This window comes from Microbacterium sp. B19(2022), from assembly GCF_012030385.1.
Lineage (GTDB): Bacteria > Actinomycetota > Actinomycetes > Actinomycetales > Microbacteriaceae > Microbacterium > Microbacterium oxydans_B.
On the sequence record NZ_JAAUVO010000006.1, the window covers coordinates 211266 to 227678 of the forward strand.

The following is a 16413-nucleotide window of genomic DNA, read 5'->3' on the forward strand; positions in this document are numbered from 1 at the left end:
CTCAGCAGCCCGCGTCGGGGTTGTCCCGGCACCACGCGCGCCACTTCTCGATCCCCTGTTCGTGCTCGGACATGGTCTCGGAGAACTGTGTCTCTCCGGTGTCCAGATTGATCGTGACGAAGTACAGCCAGGGACCGTCCACCGGATGCATGGCGGCATCGATGGCAGCGTCGCTCGCGCTCGAGATCGGGGTCGCGGGGAGCCCCTGGCGCTTATAGGTGTTCCACTCGTTGTCGCTCTCGAGCGCTTCCTTGGAGCTCGAGACGACGCCCTCGTGCAGCGATCCGTAGCCGTACTGGGCGGTCGAGTCCATCTGCAGCAGCATGTCGATGTCCAGGCGGTTCTGGATGACTCGCGACACCTTCGCGAAGTCGTCCAGTCGGCCTTCACGCTGGATGATCGAGGCGATCGTCAGCACGCGCTGCGCGTCTTCGGGCGGCACTCCTGCCTCATCGAGCGCCTGGCGGGTGCGGTCGACCATCCGCTGGATGACCTGCGTCGGGGTGACCTCAGGATCGAAGGTGTACACGGCCGGGAACAGCCAGCCTTCAAGGCTCCGCGCGTCGACTCCGTACTCCGACGGGTCCTTTACCGCGGCCTCGAAGTCGGCGAGCGGAAGCCCGAGCGTCTCGGCCATCGCCGGCAGCGACGAGACGATCGTCGCGCCCTCCCCGACCGACACCGTGTTCTCGAGCTTGTTGGCCTCGTCCTCGAGAGCGGCGAGAGCGGCCTCGGCCGTCATCTTCTGCTGCAGGCGGTAGACACCCGGGTAGAACGTCGGGTTGATGCCCTCGTCGACGAGATAGTCGTAGAACACATCCTCGGTCTTCGTGACACCCGCTTCGTGGAGAGCGATCGAGACCGGCCCGCCGGTGTCGCCTTCCTTGATCGTGACCAGGGCTTCGCCGGTCGCCTGCCCCGCTTCCCAGTCCTTCGGCGCGCCCCAGCCCATGGCCTCGCTGATGCGGTCGCCGTAGGTGTTCGCCACCCAGACACCGGCTCCCGCGAGTCCACCGACGATCGCGAGGACGATGATCAGCGCGATCAGACATCCCTTGCGACGCTTCTTCTTCGGCTTGGCGTCGACGTGATCGTCATGCGGGGCGAAGAGATCGTCGAGCCCCCCGCCGATCACGGACTCCGGCGCTGCGGCTGCCGCCGGCGATGCGACCACGGGAACGGCTCGCGTCGGCGTGTCGGCGGCATCGGCGGAGTCGCGCACCGGGATCGGCGACGGCGACTCGCCGTTGGCGGCGACCGCCTCGTCGGCGGAAGCACGGACCGGGACAGGTGATGGCTGCAGGGGATCACCCGATGCGCCGTTCGAAGGGGCGGCGGCATCGCCCGAGGCGGCTTCACGAGCCGCACGACGCGACCCCGGAGCGGGCGCACTGTTGTCGACCGTCGGAATCTGCGTGGTCGGCTCCGGAAGGTTCTCGAACAGCTCCCCCAGGCGGGAGTCTGCGTCATGCCGCGGCGTTTCGTTGTCGCGTTCGGACATCGTCAGGCGTGCTCCTCGTCAGGCGGGATGGCCGCACCGGCCGGGTTTCCGGTGCTCTTCTCCATATCGATCGCCTGCTGCAGAAGCACCACGGCGGCGACCTGATCCACAATGCTACGAGACTTCTTCTGAGATCTCCCGGAACTGCGCAGGGCGGCGTGCGCGGTCACGGTGCTCAGCCGCTCGTCCACCAGTCGCACGACGATGCCGCTGCGCTGCTGGAGAGCGGCCGCGAACTCCCGCGCATCGGTGGTCGACGGCGTGTCGACACCCTGCATGTTCACCGGGAGTCCGACGACGAACTCCAGGGGCTCGTACTCCCCCGCGAGTTGTATCAGGCGATCGATCGATGACTCATCACGAGGGACCGTCTCGACCGGCACGGCGAGCATGCCGTCGGGGTCGCAGCGGGCGACGCCGACCCTCGCCCGACCCACGTCGATGCCGAGCCGCACACCGCGGCGGAAGCCGCTCACGCGCCGTGCAGCTCCTGCGAGATGGCCTCGAGGGCCGCGGGAAGTGCCGTGGCATCCGCGCCGCCGCCCTGCGCGACATCGTCGCGTCCTCCTCCGCCGCCGCCGAGCACGCCGGCGGCACGCTTCGCGAGCGCTCCCGCTTTCGCGCCGGCGGATCGAGCAGCATCGTTCGTCGCCACGACCACGACCGGGCGACCGTTGACGACCGCCCCCAGAGCGACGACCGCGGCATCGGAGCCGAGCCGATCGCGCACGCCATTGACGAGGTCGCGCACATCATCGGCAGATGCCACGTCGCCGAGGTTGAGTGCTGCCAGTCGGAAGGCGCCGACGCGCTTCGCGGCCTCGACGATCGCCGGGATCTGCCCCGCGCGCTCTTTGGACTCGAACTGCGCGATGCGCTTCTCGGCGGCCTTCAGGCTCGCCGTGAGATCGGCGATGCGCTCGGGCAGCTGCTCGCGGGGCGTCTTCAGCGAGCTGGTGAGCTGCGAGACGATCGCCCGTTCCGCCGCAAGCTCGCGGAAGGCGTCGGCGCCGACGAGGGCCTCGATACGACGGTTGGATGCACCGACGGACGATTCTCCGACGAGGCTGACCAGACCGATCTCGGCGCTCGTGCCCACGTGCGTGCCTGCGCACAGCTCACGCGACCAGGGGCCGCCGATGTCGACCATGCGCACGACGTCGCCGTACTTCTCGCCGAACAGCGCCATGGCGCCGGCTTCCTTCGCCTCGTCGAGGGAGACGATGCGGGTTGTCACCTCGAGGGCGTCCTGCACCGCGCGGTTGGTGATCTCCTCGATCTCGCTGCGGGTGTCGGCGGAGAGCGCCTGCGACCAGGAGAAGTCGAATCGCATGTAGCCGGCACGGTTCAACGAACCCGCCTGCGTCGCGGTCGGTCCGAGCGTGTCGCGGAGGGCGGCGTGCACGAGGTGAGTCGCGGAGTGCGCCTGGCGTGCCGCGCGGCGATTGGCGGCATCGACGACGGTCGTCGCGATGTCATCGACCGCGACGCTTCCGCGGGCGACCTCGACGGTGTGGCTGATGAGACCGGGAACGGGCTTCTGCACGTCGAGGACCTCGAGCTCGTAGCCCGGTCCGACGATCGTGCCCTTGTCGGCGACCTGTCCGCCCGATTCCGCATACAGGGTGGTCTCGCTGAGCACGACCTCGGCGATCTGTCCCTCGGCGGCGCTGCGCACCGGGACCCCGTCGACGAGGAGCCCGATCACACGCGATTCGACTTCGAGCGCTGTGTATCCGTCGAAGCCGGTCTCGCCCAGGGCGCGCAGGTCGCGGTACACCGAGACGTCGGCGAGCTGGCGCTTGCGATTGCGAGCGTCAGCCTTGGCGCGCTGGCGCTGCTCCTGCATGAGCGTGTCGAATGCGGTGCGGTCGACCTCGAGCCCGGCCTCTTCGGCAACCTCGAGGGTGAGATCGATCGGGAAGCCGTAGGTGTCGTGCAGCAGGAAGGCCTCGGGACCACTGAGGGTCTTGCCTCCGCCCTTCTTGGTCTCGTCCAGAGCGAGGTCGAGGATCGTCGAACCGGCGACGAGCGTGCGACGGAAGGTCTCCTCCTCGGCGAAGGCCGAGGCCGAGAGCACTGACCAGTCCTTCTCGAGCTCCGGGTAGGTCGTCTTCATCACGTCGCGCGATGCGGCGAACAGTTCCGGGAACACCGGCTCATCGACGCCCAGGAGGCGCATGGAGCGAACCGTGCGGCGCATCAGGCGGCGGAGGATGTACCCGCGGCCCTCGTTGGACGGACGAACCCCGTCGGAGAGCAGCATGAGCGAGGAACGCACGTGGTCGGCGACGACGCGGAAGCGCACGTCATCCTCGTGCTGCACGCCGTAGCGGCGTCCGGAGAGTTCGATGGCGCGGTCCAGCACCGGACGCACCTGGTCCGACTCGTACATGTTCTCGACGCCCTGCTTGAGGAAGGCGACGCGCTCGAGTCCCATGCCGGTGTCGATGTTCTTCATCGGCAGCTCGCCGACGATGTCGAACTCGGTCTTGCCACGGATGTTCTCGATGAAGTCCTGCATGAACACGAGGTTCCAGATCTCCAGGAACCTCGTGTCGTCGACGGCCGGGCCGCCGTCTTTGCCGTATGCCGGACCGCGATCGAAGAAGATCTCGGAGTCGGGGCCGCCGGGACCGGGCTGGCCGGTGTTCCAGTAGTTGTCCGCACGCCCCAGTCGCTGGATGCGCTCGGGCTTCAATCCGATGATGTCGCGCCAGATGGCCTCGGCCTCGTCGTCGGTCTCGTAGACGGTGACCCAGAGGTCCTTCTCGTCGAAACCGAGACCGCCGTCGGACTCGGAGCTCGTCAGCAGCTCCCAGGCGTAGCGGATCGCGCCTTCTTTGAAGTAGTCGCCGAACGACCAGTTGCCCAGCATCTGGAAGAACGTGCCGTGACGCGCGGTGCGACCGACCTCTTCGATGTCGTTGGTGCGGATGCACTTCTGCACATCGGCGATGCGAGGATGCGGGGCGGGGACGACACCCGTGAGATACGGGATCATCGGCACCATCCCGGCGACCGTGAACAGCAGCGAAGGGTCGTCGCTGACCAGCGAGGCCGAAGGGACGATGAGGTGGTCGTTCTTCTCGAAGAAGTCGAGGTAACGCTGCGCGATCTCCGCAGTTTTCATAGAGTGCCGGGTGTCCTTGCGTGAAGATGCCGCGCCGTGGCGCTGCTGCGGTGGTTCAGTTGTCGCCCGGCTCCGTGAGCCGTGCCTCCTGCTCGCGGTAGGCGTCGCCGATGAGTGCGGTGAAACCGTTGATCCTGGCGTCGACCTCGGCGAGGATGTCGTGACCGCGCGGGTCCTTGTTCATGAAGTGAGCCGCGACGAAGCCGCCGATCACACCGACCAGGAACCATTGCACGTTCTTCATGTCGTCATCCTTGCCCTTGATCCGCGAAGGCGCGGTGTCACCATCGTATGCCGAAACGACAAGAGGCGTCGGGTCACCCCGACGCCTCTTGCGCTGCTGCTCTCAGAGAGCAGCGTGAGCGATGCTCAGCGTGCTGCGTAGTACTCGACGACGAGCTGCACTTCACAGGTCACGGGGACCTCGGCACGCTTCGGACGACGAACCAGACGCGACTGGAGCTTGTCGAGCTCGACCTCGAGGTAGCCGGGAACGGGAGGCAGAACCTCGGCGTGACCGCCGGCTGCTGCCACCTGGAAGGGCTCGGTGCCCTCGCTCTTGGGCTTGACGTGGATGAGCTGACCCGGCTTCACGCGGAACGACGGGCGGTCGACGAGCTGGCCGTCGACGAGGATGTGACGGTGCACGACGAGCTGGCGAGCCTGTGCGGTGGTGCGGGCGAAGCCCGAACGCACCACGAGTGCGTCGAGACGCATCTCGAGGAGCTCGACCAGGTTCTCACCGGTCAGACCGTCGTGACGACGGGCCTCGTTGAACGTGTTGCGCATCTGCTTCTCGCGGATGCCGTACTGCTCGCGCAGACGCTGCTTCTCACGCAGACGGACGGCGTAGTCGCTGTCTGCCTTGCGCTTGGTGCGGCCGTGCTCACCCGGAGCGTAGGGACGCTTCTCGAGGTAGCGGGCGGCCTTCGGGGTGAGCGGGATGCCGAGGGCACGGCTCAGACGCACCTTGCGGCGGTCCTGGGACTTCGTGGTCACGAAGCTGTCCTTCCGATGACGTGGTCGCGACTTTCACGACCCACGGACGTATCGTCCGCGTTCTGCCTTGGAGCGCACGCCGGGGCGCCAGCAAGGTGTGGTGTGAACGAGGAGATGCCCGAAAACACGGTTTCGAGCCGCTCAAGTCTAACAGATCGCGGCTCCGCGGCCGATCGTGCGGATCACCGGTCGCCGAGGATGCGGCGGATGCGCTCGAGCCGCGAACCGATGTCGCGCTCGGCGCCCAGGTTCTTCGGCTCGTAGTAGTGCTTGCCGTCGAGCTCGTCCGGCAGGTACTGCTGTGCCACCACGCCGTACTCGCTGTCGTGCGAGTACACGTAACCGCGGCCGTGGCCGAGGCGCTTGGCCCCGGGATAGTGCGCGTCGCGCAGGTGCAGCGGCACACGTCCGAAGCCGCCGGAGCGGATGTCGGCGATCGCGGCATCGATCCCCACATAGGCGGCGTTCGATTTCGCGGTGGTGGCGAGGTACACGGTCGCCTCGGCAAGCGGGATGCGTCCCTCCGGCATGCCGATGAACGCCACCGCGTCGGCAGCGGCGACCGCGATGACGAGACCCTGAGGGTCGGCCAGACCGACGTCTTCCGACGCGGAGATCACCAGGCGCCGGGCGATGAACCGCGGGTCCTCCCCCGCTTCGATCATGCGCGCGAGGTAGTGCAGGGCCGCATCGGGGTCGGACCCTCTGATCGACTTGATGAACGCACTGATGACGTCGTAGTGCTCGTCGCCCTGCCGGTCGTAGCGCAGCAGCGCCTTGTCGACGGCCTGTGCGACGTCGTCGGCGGAGACCTCGGGCACCGTCGCTGCACCGTCTGCCGCGGCCGATTCACTGTCCTCACCGTCGTCGGAATCACTCTCCGCGGCGGACGCGTGCGAGAGAGCGACGGCGGCGCCGGCCTCGAGACCGGTGAGCGCACGCCTGGCGTCTCCGGATGCGAGCCGGATCAGCGCGGCCCGCGCCTCGGTGCTCAGTGCGACGGCGCCGTTCAGACCCCGCGCATCGACGACCGCGCGATCGACGAGCACGCCGATGTCGTCGTCGGTGAGCGGCTGCAGCGTGAGCAGCAGGGAACGCGACAGCAGCGGAGAGATCACGGAGAACGACGGGTTCTCCGTGGTCGCGGCGATCAGGATCACCCACCCGTTCTCGACGCCGGGCAGCAGAGCGTCTTGCTGCGCCTTCGTGAACCGGTGGATCTCATCGAGGAAGAGGATCGTGGTCTGACCGTAGAGGTCGCGCTGCGTGATCGCCTCCTGCATCACCTCGCGCACGTCTTTGACGCCGGCGGTGATGGCGGACAGCTCGACGAAGCGGCGCCCGGACGAGCGCGCGATCGCCTGCGCAAGCGTGGTCTTTCCGGTGCCCGGCGGCCCCCAGAGGATGATCGAGACCGCTCCGGGCGAGGTCGCCTCCGGATCGGCGAGGGCGACGATGGGAGACCCTGCACGCAACAGGTGCCGCTGCCCCGCGACCTCGTCGAGCGAGATCGGGCGCATGCGCACGGCGAGAGGCGTCTGCCCGGAGAGCAGCGCGGCAGGGGACGTCATCCCTCCAGGCTACCGGCGGCCCCCGACACTTCGGACGAGCGGGCGCGTCCCGGTAGGCTCTCAGGCGACGCTGCGTACCGGCGTCGGAACGGGAGATCCAGGGCATGGCCGCACGCGGTTCCAAGAACGCACAGTCACGCACCGCTGCAGAGCGCGCACGACTGCACACCGCGCGCACCCAGTGGCACGACGGGCAGATCCGGCGCCGCGTCCGCGACAACACGATCGCCGCGATCGTCGGCAGCCTCATCGTCGTCGCCGCGATCGGCAGTCAGGTCGTGCACGCGCAGGTGACCGCACCGGAGCCGACTCCGACTCCCACCGTCGAGCCGACGACCGCGCCGACCGACGCACCGACGACGGTTCCCACCGACGCGCCGTCGGAGAGCCCGGCACCGCTCCCCTCCGAGAGCCCCGCCGAGTAGCGCACCGGGCGACGGGCCTCGCTAGCCGCGGTTCGGCAGCACGTACGACGACGGGTCCGCTTCGAGGCGGGCGCCGACCAGGGTGTGCAGAGCCGGATACGCCGAGGCGTCGCCGACCAGGATCCCCCCGAGCAGCGTGTGTGCGTCTCCCGCCAGCACCAACTTGCGGTAGACCCCGGCGACGGGATCCGCGTAGAGCACGTCGACCGCGTCCGGCGTCCGAGCGAGCGCGTCCCCGAAGCTCGCCACATCGACGCCGGCCAGGGTGATGGCAGCGGATTCGTCGAACCCGGCGAACCTCGCGTCGTGTCCGAGAACGCGCCCCACTGCGACTTCGGCCATGTCGCGGGCCGGAGCGACCAGACCGAATCGGCGTCCGTCGAGACTGGCGACCTCGCCGATGGCCAACACCGATGGATCCGAGGTCCGGCAGGTGTCGTCGATGACGATGCCTCCGTAGGGATGAACCGCGATCCCGGCATTGCGGGCGAGCTCGTCGCGGGCTCGCAACCCGACCGTGAACACGACGACGTCGACACGTTGGAAGGAGCCGTCCTGGAACTCGATCGCCGTGACGACGCCGGACTCGTCAGGGTCCAGCCGCGTCACGCGTGTCCCCGTGCGCACCGCGATCCCCCGAGCCTGCAGATGGCGCTTCACGATGCTTCCGGCGGTGCCGTCGAGCTGCGCCTCCATCAGCCGATCCGCGTACTGCACCACCGTGGCATCGACCCCGATGGCCTGCAGCGCCCCGGCGGCCTCGAGTCCGATGGGGCCGCCGCCGACGACCACCCCGCGCAGATCCCGCTCGAGCTCCGACGCGCGTGCGCCCACGAAGTCACGCAGCGCCTCCGCATCTTCGACGGTGCGATACGAGAAGCAGCCGGGAAGCCCCGCACCTTCCACCGCCACCCGACCGGCGGAGGCCCCGGTCGCGAGCACCAGGGTGTCGTACCGATGCAGGCGACGCGAGCGCGTGCGGACGGTCTTCGCCCGACGGTCGATGTGCAGCACACGATCGTCGAGGACCAACTCGACGCGGTCATTCTCGAATGCCGCGAACGGCAGCGGGAGGTCGTCAGCCGAACCGCCGAGGAACAGCTCCCGCAGCCGCGTGCGGTCGTACGGGGCGCGCCCCTCGTCGCCGATCACCGTGACCCGCACGTCATCGCCCGCCCGCTGCACGAGCTGTTCGACGAAATGCTGGGCCGCCATCCCCGCACCGACGACGACGATCTCGGTGGCGAGTGGATGATTCATCGGTACGGCTCCTGTCGGCGGCGATCGTGCCGTACCCGTGACGCTATTCGGCCCGTGTTTCTCGGATGTCACGCGAGATGTTTCGCGCCGCGAACGATCGCATCACGGATACATAACGACAGTCATCTCACACCGCGATGAACGGGAAGTGAGGGATTCGCTCCACAGCCGTAACCTCACGTGCGGCCCCCGGAAACGAGGCTCGCGCATGCTCGAGTCAGTCGAGCATCCGTGCTCCCGTCCCCGTGGAGGTCCTGTGTCCTACATCAAGCCCGCCGAGCTCGCCACACGCATGGTCGATGCCGGCGCCTACAAGCTGCAGCTGTCGACCCGCGACACTCTGATCCGAGCGTTCATGGGCGCCGCGCTCCTCACCATCGCCGCCGCCTTCGCGGTCACGGTCTCGACGCAGACGGGTCAGCCGCTACTGGGCGCCGTCCTGTTCCCGGTCGGTTTCGTGATGCTCTATCTGCTCGGCTACGACCTGCTCACCGGCGTGTTCACGCTCGGACCGCTCGCCGTGCTCGACCGTCGCCCCGGTGCCACGTTCGGTGCACTGATGCGCAACTGGGGTCTCGTCTTCCTCGGCAACTTCGGCGGTGCCTTCCTCGTCGCGATCCTGATGGCCGTGTACTTCACCTACGGATTCTCGACCGCACCCAGCGCCGTGGGCGAGGCGATCAGCGAGATCGGCCACGGGCGCACGGTCGGGTACGCGGATCACGGTGCCGCCGGGATGCTGACGCTCTTCATCCGCGGCGTGCTGTGCAACTGGATGGTCTCCACCGGCGTGGTGCTCGCGATGGTGTCGGACAGCACGATCGGCAAGATCGTCGCGATGTGGCTGCCGATCATGCTCTTCTTCTACATGGGCTTCGAGCACTCGATCGTGAACATGTTCCTGTTCCCCTCCGGACTCCTGATGGGCGCCGACTTCACCGTCTGGGACTACCTCGTCTGGAATGAGCTGCCGACGGTCGTGGGGAACCTCGTCGGCGGGCTGCTCTTCGTCGGTCTGCCGATCTACTACACGCACGGCCGCCCGAAGGCGCGGGCCGCCCGCGAGGCGCGCCGAACCGAGCGCCGGTCGCGCGTGTCGGTCGTCGAGATGACCGCAGCGGCCGAGCCGGCAGCGGGCCTCGACACCAGCGCGGCTGAGCGGGAGCCGTCGCGGGTCTGACCGGGATGAGCACGGAGAGGGGGCGGATGCTTCGGCATCCGCCCCCTCTTTGTGTGCGCGCTCCGGGTCAGGCGGAGCGGAAGCGCTCGATGATGACCTCGGCGATGCGCGGGTCTGCCCCGAGCGGTGCCGAGACGTGGTCCGCTCCGGATCTCTCCACGAGACCGGCGAAGTACCCCGGCGCGAGGACATGGCTCGCGGCGATCACCCGGGAGGCTCCCCGCTCTCGCGCGAAGCTCACGGCGTCCGCGATGCGGGGCTCGATCGCCGACGCGTACCCGATCGTGACCGGCACCGGGATCAGATCGGCGAGGTGCGCCGCCGCCCTGGTGACATCTGCCACCGCCGCAGGATTGCTGGAGCCGGCCGCCGCGAGCACGACGTGGTCGCCCGGAAGCCAGCGATCGTGCACCGCCGTACGCAGCCGCGCGCGCAGGACCTCGGCGATCAGCGGGTGGGTGCCCAAGGGCTCCCCCTGCCGCACGTTGTCGTACGGACGGACGGCGCTCGCGATATCGACCGCGGTGTGGAAACCCACGGAGAGCAGCAGCGGCACCACGACGACGTCATCGTCGAGATGCTCCTGTTCGACGACCTCGGGCACCGCCGGTTCCTGCACGTCGACGAAGGCTTGGACGACGCGGGTGCCCGGGATACGTGCGCGCACGAGATCGACGATGTCTGCGACCGTGCGGCGTCCGGCGGGGGAATCCGTGCCGTGGGAGCAGGCGACGAGGGTGGTCATCGGGGTTCCTCCACGGTGAGTCGATAGCCGCGTTTGACGATGGTCTGGATCGCTGCAGCCCCGCCCAGTGCCTCGCGCAGCCGGGCGACCGCCATCTCCACGGCATGGGCGCTCTCGCCCCCTCGGGGCAGGGCGAGCCCCAGTTCCTCGCGGGAGAGCACGCGTCCGGCGGCATCGAAGAGCTCGCTCAGGATGCTCGCACCAGCGCGGGAGAGCGGAACGAAGGCGCCGTCGATCAGGACACCGCCGCTGCGCATCTCCATCGCACCGAGAGCCGTCTGCAGCTGCGGGGCGGCACCCGAGGCGTAATGATCGACCACGCAGCGCACCAGCGACCCCAAGCGGCCGCGCGCAGCCAGAGTGGCCTTGAGCCCGGCATCCGCGAGCGGGGCGGCCGTTATCGGTCCGACGGCGGCGAGCAGCAGGCGCCCGGACGCGGCCCGGCGACGGATCGACTCGAGCGCGTCGGCACGGACGGCCGTCCTCACCCACTCGGCGGCACCGGGTGCGGAGGTGAAGAGCACGGCGTCCACTTCACCAGCTCCCGCCTGCACGACGGAGCGGCGCACGATCTGAGGGTCCGGCGGCGGCCCCCAGCGATACACGGTGATACTGACCACGTCCGCTCCCAGCCCCGACAGAAGGGTGTCGAGCCCGTCGGCGCCCGCTCCATGATGCTGGATCGCGATGCGCCGCCCGGCCACCCCTTCGGCGGCGAGGTACTCCCCCACTTCTGCGGAGGTCTCGGACTCGGCCACCCAATCGGCCACGAAGCCCGCCTGCTGGATGGCCCCGTGCGCCTTGGGTCCTCGCGCGATGAACTGCGCCCCGGCCAGCGCGCCCGTGAGGTCTTCGGCCAGGTCGTTCTCGTGCGCGGCATCGATCCACCCGCGGAAACCCACGCCGGTCGTCACGATCACGATGTCAGGAGGCGACGCGATGAGATCGCGGGTGCGGGCGATGAGCACCTCATCGTCTTCATTGGGGATGATGCTCAGGGCGGGCGCGCGGTAGACCTGGCCTCCGCGTCGCTCGAGAGCCGAGACGAGATCGCCGGACCGCCTGTCAGCGGCCACGACGATGGTGCATCCGGCCAGGACCGGAGTCAGTGGAGCACGGATCGTCACGCCAGGACAGCCCCGATCGATTCCGATGTCGGGAGCAGCAGCCCCGCGCTCGCGACCTCGCCGATCACGATGACCGCCGGATTGCGCAGACCGACGGCCCGCGCATCGGCGACGGCCTGGCCGAGCGTGGTCCGCGTCGTCCGCTGCTGCGCCGTCTGGCCGCTCTCGACGAAAGCCATCGGCCGATCGGCCCGCACACCGTGCGCGAGTGCCACGGTGACCAGACGTTCGAGGGCGGCCACGCCCATCAGGATCACCGTAGTCACCGTCGGGTCGGCCAACGCCGCGAGCGTGCCCTCGCCGATCGCACCCTGACCGTTCACGACGTGGAAAGCCGCGGCCGTGCCTCGATGTGTGACGGGGATGCCGGCCGCCTGCGGAACGGCGATCGCGCTCGAGATCCCCGGGGTGACGTCGACGGGTATGCCCGCGGCGAGACATGCCTGCATCTCCTCGCCGCCGCGTCCGAAGACGAACGGGTCCCCGCCCTTGAGCCGGACGACGCGTCGCCCCTCGGCTGCCCGCGCCACGATGATCCGGTTGATCTCGTCCTGCGGCACGGGGTGCCGCCCGGGAAGCTTCCCCACGTCGATCACCTCGACGTCGGGATCGAGCCCGCGGACGATCTCCGCCGCGGGCCCCAGCCGGTCGGTCACGACGACGTCCGCTTCGGCGATCAGGCGCCGGGCGCGCACCGTCATCAGGTCCACAGGCCCCGGTCCGCCTCCCACCAGGTCGACGCGTCCGCTCCGACCGGCACGGCGCCGCCGCAGGGGTAGGCGGCCGTCGCCCACGAGGTCCACGATCCCATCCCGCACGGCGACCGACCGACGCGGGTCCGCACCGACCGTACTGGTCACCGCGACGGTCACGTCGCCGATCTCGGCCTGTGCGGTGAGCCTGGTCGACCCATGGGCGCCGTCGGATGCATTGATGCAGAGGATCCGCGCGCGCTCGCAGCGCTCCGCGACATCGCGGTCGACGCGGGCGTCGCCGGTGGCCGCGTGTACGAGCCACGCCCCGGCGAGATCCGATCCGCGGAAGCGACCGGCGCGCCAGACGAGACCGTGCAGCTCGACCAGCCGCGCGGTGTCCGGATGCAGGACGGGGGCGACGATCCGCACTCGCGCCCCTTCATCGAGGAACCGGCGGATCCTCTTCGCCGCGACTGCGCCACCACCCACCAGCAGCACGTCGCGTCCAGTGAGGTCGACACCCAACATGACCGTCATCGGATCTCCTCGATGTTCAGCTCGATCTGACCGTCTCGCGCGGTCACGTCCCAGACCCGCAGCGTCGCCGGGGCCTTGCCCTGGGTGTCGAGGCATTCGCCCGTGCGCAGGTCGAAGACCTGCTTGTGCATCGGCGAGGCCAGCGTCGGCACATCGCCCCGCGTGCCCACGATCCCTCGCGACATCACATGGGCGCCGCTGTAGGGATCGAGATTGGACACCGCGTGCACCGAGCCATCGGCGAGGAGGAAGAGCGCGATCTGTACGGTGCCGAACAGCGCCGCCCTGCCTCGCTCCACCTCGAGGTCGCTGAGGGCGCACACACGAACGCGCGTTCCGGTGTCAGCACTGAGCGTCATCGTCGCACCTCCAGAGTCGTGCCGGCGATCATGACGCTCGCGTCCGATCGTTCCTCCGTCGTCGCCGGCCGCACCTGACCGCGCTCGGACACGTAGGCCAGAGAAGGGTCAGGGGTGTCGGTCGCATTTACGAAGGACTCGAAGCGCCGCAGCTTCACCGGGTCACGCAGGGTCGCCGCCCACTCGTCCTCATAACGATCGACGTGCACGCTCATGGCCGTGTCGAGGTCATCGCAGATGCCGAGGCTGTCGTCGAAGATCACCTCGCGGAGACCGTCCAGCCCGCCGTCGAGCTCGGCGCACCACCCTGCCGTGCGCTGGAGGCGGTCCGCCGTGCGGATGTAGTACATGAAGAAGCGGTCGATCGCGCGGATGAGGCCCTCGTCGTCGAGGTCGGCGGCGAGCAGCTCCGCGTGGCGCGGCGAGAAGCCGCCGTTGCCGCCGACGTACATGTTCCACCCCGTCTCGGTGGCGATCACACCGACATCTTTCGACCGGGCCTCCGCACACTCGCGCGCGCAGCCGGACACGCCGACCTTGAGCTTGTGCGGCGCCCGCAGCCCCCGATAGCGGAGCTCGAGGCGCACGGCCATACCGACGGCATCCAGCACGCCGTAGCGGCACCAGGTGGAGCCGACGCACGACTTCACGGTGCGCAGCGCCTTGCCGTACGCCTGTCCCGACTCGAAGCCGGCGTCGACCAGACGCTGCCAGATCTGCGGCAGCTGCTCGAGGCGGGCGCCGAACATATCGATCCGCTGCCCTCCGGTGATCTTCGTGTACAGGCCGTAGGTCTCGGCGATGTTCCCGATCGCGATCAGCCCCGCGGGAGTGACCTCACCGCCGGGCATCCGCGGCACCACCGAGTACGTGCCGTCCTTCTGCATGTTGGCCATCACATGGTCGTTGGTGTCCTGCAGAGCAGCGTTCTCGCCGTCGAGCACGTGCGCTCCGACGAGGACGGACAGGATGCTGGCGAGAGCCGGCTTGCAGATGTCGCAGCCGCGCCCGGTGCCGAAACGGGCGATGATCGCGCTGAACGTCGTGAGTTCCGACACCCGTACCGCGTCGAAGAGTTGGCGGCGCGACATCGAGAAGTGCTCGCACAGGGCGTCGGAGGTCGTCTGACCGAGCTTGGTCAGCTCTTGGCCGACGATCTTCTTGACCGCGAAGATGCAGGAACCGCAGGTGGCGCCCGCCTTGGTGCACGCCTTCACGGCCGAGGCGTCTGTGCACCCTTCGGCGTGGACAGCCTCCCGGATGCGTCCGGCCGTCACATTCGAGCACGAGCAGACGACCGCCTCAGCCGGAAGCTCGTTGTCGGGAAGCGTCGTGCCGCCCTCCGGCATCAGGTAGGCGGCGGGGTCGGCGCCCAGCGCGGCACCCACCAGGGGACGGAGAGATCCGTAGGCCGAGGCATCGCCGACGAGGATGCCACCGAGCAGGGTCTTCGCGTCGTCGGAGAGGACGAGCTTCTTGTAGACGCCGTTGACCGGGTCGGTGTAGACGACGTCCAGGGCATTCGGCGTGGTCGCGAAGGCGTCTCCGAAGCTCGCCACATCGACACCGGAGAGTTTCAGCTTCGCCGAGTCGTCGTAACCGGGGAAGGTCGCATCGCCGCCGAGAAGCCGAGTGGCCGCCACCTCCGCCATGGCGTATCCGGGGGCCACGAGTCCGACGGAGCGTCCTTCGAAATTGGCGACCTCGCCGATCGCGAGGATGTCGTCGTCGGCGGTGCGGCACCTCGAATCGATCAGGACGCCACCGCTGGGGTGCACGGCGAGATCGGCGACGCGTGCCAGCGAGTCCTGCGGGCGCACGCCGACGGTGAAGATGACGATGTCCGTTCCCTGCATACTGCCGTCCTGGAACTGCAGTGCCGCGACGGAGCCGGAGGCATCCGGGTCGATCCGTGTGGTCCGGGTTCCCGTCCGCACATCGATGCCCTTCGATTCGATGAGGCGACGCAGGATCGTGCCGCCGGCGAGGTCGAGCTGGGCGGACATGAGCCGGTCCGACGACTGCACCACCGTGCACTCGACGTCGAGACCCTGCAACGCGCCGGCCGCCTCGAGGCCCAACAGTCCGCCGCCGATCACCGTCCCGCGCAACGGACGGCCCAGCGCGGCGGCGCGGCGCTGGACGAACTCATCGATCGCGGCGACATCGTCGAGGGTCCGATAGACGAAGCAGCCGGGAAGGTCAGCGCCGTCGACGGCCGGCCGCATGGCGTAGGAGCCGGTCGCGAGAACGAGTGTCCCGTAGGCGTGGACCGCACCCGAGCGGGTGCGCACCGATCGATGCGCCCGATCGATCCCGGTGACGCGATCGTCGCCGATGAAGCGCACCCGGTCTTCCTGGAGGGTCTGCGGGTCGAGTGCGAGGTCGTCGGCGCTCGCTCCGGTGAAGAACGAGGTCAGACCGACACGGTCGTACGGGGCGCGCGCCTCCTCGCCGATGACGGTGACGGTCGGCACCGAGCCTTCGCCGCGGAGCAGGCTCTCGACGAATCGGTGCGCGACCATTCCCGCCCCCACCACCACGACATCCGACGATGTGCTCTCCCGAACGATCACGAGCCCTCCTCTGTCCGTGGACTCGACGATAGAGACGCGGTGTTTCGCGAAAGGCCGGGCCGGTGTTACGCGGATCGAACGTTCTCCTCACAACTCGATAACAGCCATGTGAGACGGCGCATCACGCGAGTCCGGCGGGGCCGCGCGGGGCGTACTAGGCTGAGCCTCGTCCTTTCCGCCTCCCGCGGGCCCTACCGCGCAAGGAGAATCACGTGTCTGCCACCGAGCCCACGAGACTTCAGAAAAAAAAAAAAAGCCGACTAATGGTCGAAAAACACAGAGGAGGAGTAGAGGGACATCACGAA

14 protein-coding genes are annotated in these 16413 nt (G+C 68.7%); 2 read left to right on the forward strand and 12 right to left on the reverse strand.

Features of this window, described 5'->3' with window-relative positions:
- Position 1: 1 nt before the first annotated feature.
- From mltG to HCX50_RS07680, 6 genes are all read right to left on the reverse strand, one after another.
- Positions 2 to 1501, reverse strand: coding sequence for an endolytic transglycosylase MltG (gene mltG / locus HCX50_RS07655; protein WP_167633551.1), 1500 nt, complete (start codon positions 1499 to 1501; stop codon positions 2 to 4).
- 2 nt (positions 1502 to 1503) lie between these two features.
- Positions 1504 to 1977: a Holliday junction resolvase RuvX gene (gene ruvX / locus HCX50_RS07660; RefSeq protein WP_167633553.1), complete on the reverse strand. Its 474-nt coding sequence runs from the start codon at positions 1975 to 1977 to the stop codon at positions 1504 to 1506.
- A complete protein-coding gene (gene alaS / locus HCX50_RS07665; RefSeq protein ID WP_167633555.1) occupies positions 1974 to 4634 on the reverse strand; it encodes an alanine--tRNA ligase in 2661 nt (886 codons plus the stop codon). Before alaS ends, ruvX begins: the two co-directional genes overlap by 4 nt.
- Positions 4635 to 4689: 55 nt before the next feature.
- Positions 4690 to 4878: a hypothetical protein gene (locus tag HCX50_RS07670; RefSeq protein ID WP_029263335.1), complete on the reverse strand. Its 189-nt coding sequence runs from the start codon at positions 4876 to 4878 to the stop codon at positions 4690 to 4692.
- Between the two features lie 125 nt (positions 4879 to 5003).
- The gene (rpsD, locus tag HCX50_RS07675; RefSeq protein WP_029263334.1) at positions 5004 to 5633 is read right to left on the reverse strand and encodes a 30S ribosomal protein S4; all 630 of its coding nucleotides are present in this window, start codon (positions 5631 to 5633) and stop codon (positions 5004 to 5006) included.
- A gap of 182 nt (positions 5634 to 5815) precedes the next feature.
- Positions 5816 to 7204 (reverse strand): replication-associated recombination protein A, encoded by a 1389-nt coding sequence (locus HCX50_RS07680; RefSeq protein WP_091036477.1) that lies wholly within the window; start codon positions 7202 to 7204, stop codon positions 5816 to 5818.
- A 104-nt stretch (positions 7205 to 7308) separates the two neighbouring features.
- Between HCX50_RS07680 and HCX50_RS07685 the strand changes: the two genes are divergently transcribed.
- Positions 7309 to 7629: a hypothetical protein gene (locus tag HCX50_RS07685; protein ID WP_091036479.1), complete on the forward strand. Its 321-nt coding sequence runs from the start codon at positions 7309 to 7311 to the stop codon at positions 7627 to 7629.
- A 21-nt stretch (positions 7630 to 7650) separates the two neighbouring features.
- Here HCX50_RS07685 and HCX50_RS07690 read toward each other — a convergent pair whose 3' ends face one another.
- Positions 7651 to 8889 (reverse strand): NAD(P)/FAD-dependent oxidoreductase, encoded by a 1239-nt coding sequence (locus HCX50_RS07690; RefSeq protein ID WP_167633557.1) that lies wholly within the window; start codon positions 8887 to 8889, stop codon positions 7651 to 7653.
- A 256-nt stretch (positions 8890 to 9145) separates the two neighbouring features.
- On the opposite strand from HCX50_RS07690, the gene HCX50_RS07695 reads away from it, so the two are divergent.
- Complete coding sequence (locus HCX50_RS07695; RefSeq protein WP_337749307.1) at positions 9146 to 10069, forward strand: formate/nitrite transporter family protein; 924 nt, start codon at positions 9146 to 9148, stop codon at positions 10067 to 10069.
- 67 nt (positions 10070 to 10136) lie between these two features.
- Here HCX50_RS07695 and HCX50_RS07700 read toward each other — a convergent pair whose 3' ends face one another.
- Genes HCX50_RS07700 through nirB form a run of 5 tightly spaced genes read right to left on the reverse strand, consistent with a single transcriptional unit; the run spans position 10137 to position 16057 of the window.
- Entirely contained in the window at positions 10137 to 10814 is a 678-nt protein-coding gene (locus HCX50_RS07700; protein WP_167633559.1) for a sirohydrochlorin chelatase, read from the reverse strand.
- Positions 10811 to 11941 (reverse strand): uroporphyrinogen-III synthase, encoded by a 1131-nt coding sequence (locus HCX50_RS07705; RefSeq protein ID WP_167633561.1) that lies wholly within the window; start codon positions 11939 to 11941, stop codon positions 10811 to 10813. Before HCX50_RS07705 ends, HCX50_RS07700 begins: the two co-directional genes overlap by 4 nt.
- A complete protein-coding gene (gene cobA, locus HCX50_RS07710; RefSeq protein WP_167633563.1) occupies positions 11938 to 13173 on the reverse strand; it encodes a uroporphyrinogen-III C-methyltransferase in 1236 nt (411 codons plus the stop codon). Before cobA ends, HCX50_RS07705 begins: the two co-directional genes overlap by 4 nt.
- On the reverse strand, positions 13170 to 13532 hold the full coding sequence (gene nirD, locus HCX50_RS07715) for a nitrite reductase small subunit NirD (protein ID WP_167633565.1): 363 nt from the start codon (positions 13530 to 13532) through the stop codon (positions 13170 to 13172). Before nirD ends, cobA begins: the two co-directional genes overlap by 4 nt.
- The gene (gene nirB, locus HCX50_RS07720) at positions 13529 to 16057 is read right to left on the reverse strand and encodes a nitrite reductase large subunit NirB (protein ID WP_205828926.1); all 2529 of its coding nucleotides are present in this window, start codon (positions 16055 to 16057) and stop codon (positions 13529 to 13531) included. Before nirB ends, nirD begins: the two co-directional genes overlap by 4 nt.
- Positions 16058 to 16413: the final 356 nt, after the last annotated feature.

What these genes read in the sequence shown, in the direction of transcription:
- HCX50_RS07690 (WP_167633557.1), bottom strand. Translation starts at nt 8,889, where the DNA reads ATGAATCATCCACTCGCCACCGAGATCGTCGTCGTCGGTGCGGGGATG.
- HCX50_RS07685 (WP_091036479.1), top strand. Translation starts at nt 7,309, where the DNA reads ATGGCCGCACGCGGTTCCAAGAACGCACAGTCACGCACCGCTGCAGAG.
- HCX50_RS07700 (WP_167633559.1), bottom strand. Translation starts at nt 10,814, where the DNA reads ATGACCACCCTCGTCGCCTGCTCCCACGGCACGGATTCCCCCGCCGGA.
- HCX50_RS07670 (WP_029263335.1), bottom strand. Translation starts at nt 4,878, where the DNA reads ATGAAGAACGTGCAATGGTTCCTGGTCGGTGTGATCGGCGGCTTCGTC.
- nirD (WP_167633565.1), bottom strand. Translation starts at nt 13,532, where the DNA reads ATGACGCTCAGTGCTGACACCGGAACGCGCGTTCGTGTGTGCGCCCTC.
- alaS (WP_167633555.1), bottom strand. Translation starts at nt 4,634, where the DNA reads ATGAAAACTGCGGAGATCGCGCAGCGTTACCTCGACTTCTTCGAGAAG.
- nirB (WP_205828926.1), bottom strand. Translation starts at nt 16,057, where the DNA reads ATGGTCGCGCACCGATTCGTCGAGAGCCTGCTCCGCGGCGAAGGCTCG.
- cobA (WP_167633563.1), bottom strand. Translation starts at nt 13,173, where the DNA reads ATGACGGTCATGTTGGGTGTCGACCTCACTGGACGCGACGTGCTGCTG.
- HCX50_RS07680 (WP_091036477.1), bottom strand. Translation starts at nt 7,204, where the DNA reads ATGACGTCCCCTGCCGCGCTGCTCTCCGGGCAGACGCCTCTCGCCGTG.
- mltG (WP_167633551.1), bottom strand. Translation starts at nt 1,501, where the DNA reads ATGTCCGAACGCGACAACGAAACGCCGCGGCATGACGCAGACTCCCGC.